The organism is Parvibaculum sp., assembly GCF_049672805.1.
Lineage (GTDB): Bacteria > Pseudomonadota > Alphaproteobacteria > Parvibaculales > Parvibaculaceae > Parvibaculum.
This window is the reverse complement of sequence record NZ_JBATWS010000297.1, coordinates 1-1,523: the sequence shown is the minus strand read 5'-3', so window position 1 is coordinate 1,523 and position 1,523 is coordinate 1. Positions and strand designations below refer to the sequence as shown.

Genomic DNA, 1,523 nt, shown 5'->3' with positions numbered 1-1,523 from the left:
TCTGACCCCTTTGTCGTTGCCGATCCTAAAGGGCCGTGGCCGTGTGTTGCACCCCGCCCGCCCGCAAAAAAGCAGTGAGGGTGGGTGCAAGTAGTGCCGGAGCATGGCCGCTTACGCAACGAAATTGCGGGATTGAGCGCTGCTTTGTCTGATTGTTTGACCCGAATAACCGCATCCCGGATACTCCGCGCAATTTTTTGGGGCCGGTGCCCGGCATGTTATGGTGCCAACGGAAAAACCGGCAAATCCGTGAGTTGTGAGAAAATGGCGGACAAGAAGACGCTGCAGGACTGGGAAGCAACGGTTGCAAAGCAGACAAAGGGTGCGGGTTCCGCATCCCTTGTGTGGCACACGCCCGAAGGCATCGATGTAAAGCCGCTTTATACGGCCGAAGATCTCGAGCGGATCGCCCAGGAAGGTTATGACGCGAACACGCTGCCGGGTTTTGCGCCCTATACGCGCGGGCCGCAGGCAACGATGTATGCAGGCCGCCCCTGGACCATCCGCCAATATGCGGGCTTCTCCACGGCGGAAGAGTCGAACGCTTTTTATCGCCGTAACCTTGCAGCGGGCCAGAAGGGCCTCTCGGTTGCCTTCGACCTTGCAACGCATCGCGGATATGACAGCGATCATCCGCGCGTGATCGGCGATGTCGGCAAGGCGGGCGTGGCGATCGACAGTGTCGAGGACATGAAGATCCTCTTCGACCAGATCCCTCTCGACGAAATGTCCGTCTCCATGACGATGAATGGTGCGGTTATTCCCATTCTCGCCAATTACATCGTCGCCGCGGAAGAGCAGGGCGTTACGCCGGACAAGCTGGCGGGCACGATCCAGAACGACATTCTCAAAGAATTCATGGTGCGGAACACCTATATCTATCCGCCCGCACCTTCCATGCGGATCATCTCGGACATTATCGGCTTCTGTTCGAAGAACATGCCGAAGTTCAACACGATCTCGATTTCCGGCTATCACATGCAGGAAGCTGGCGCGACGCAGGTGCAGGAGCTTGCCTTCACGCTTGCCGATGGCCGCGAATATGTGCGTGCGGCGCTTGCTGCCGGTCTTGATGTTGATGACTTCGCGCCGCGTCTCTCTTTCTTCTTCGCCATCGGCATGAACTTCTTCATGGAAGTGGCGAAGCTGCGTGCAGCGCGGCTTCTCTGGTCGCGCATTATGTCGGAGTTCAATCCGAAGGACCCGAAATCCTCCATGCTGCGCACGCATTGCCAGACATCCGGCGTGTCGCTGACCGAGCAGGACCCGTACAACAACGTGATCCGCACCACCATTGAAGCGCTGGCGGCGGTTCTCGGCGGTACGCAGTCCCTCCACACCAATGCGCTGGACGAGGCGATTGCGCTGCCGACCGATTTCTCGGCCCGCATCGCGCGCAACACCCAGCTTGTCATCCAGCATGAGACGGGCGTCACCAATGTCATCGATCCGCTGGGCGGCTCCTACTATATCGAGAGCCTGACTCATGCGCTTGCCACCGAAGCGTGGAGGCTCATCGAGGA

Annotated in this window: 1 protein-coding gene; it reads left to right on the top strand. The window is 58.8% G+C overall.

Translation table 11 applies throughout. The features are described 5' to 3' along the window. Nucleotides 1–264: 264 nt before the first annotated feature. A partial coding sequence (locus WBF74_RS09495) for a methylmalonyl-CoA mutase family protein (protein WP_424438681.1) occupies nt 265–1,523 on the top strand: 1,259 nt, incomplete at its 3' end.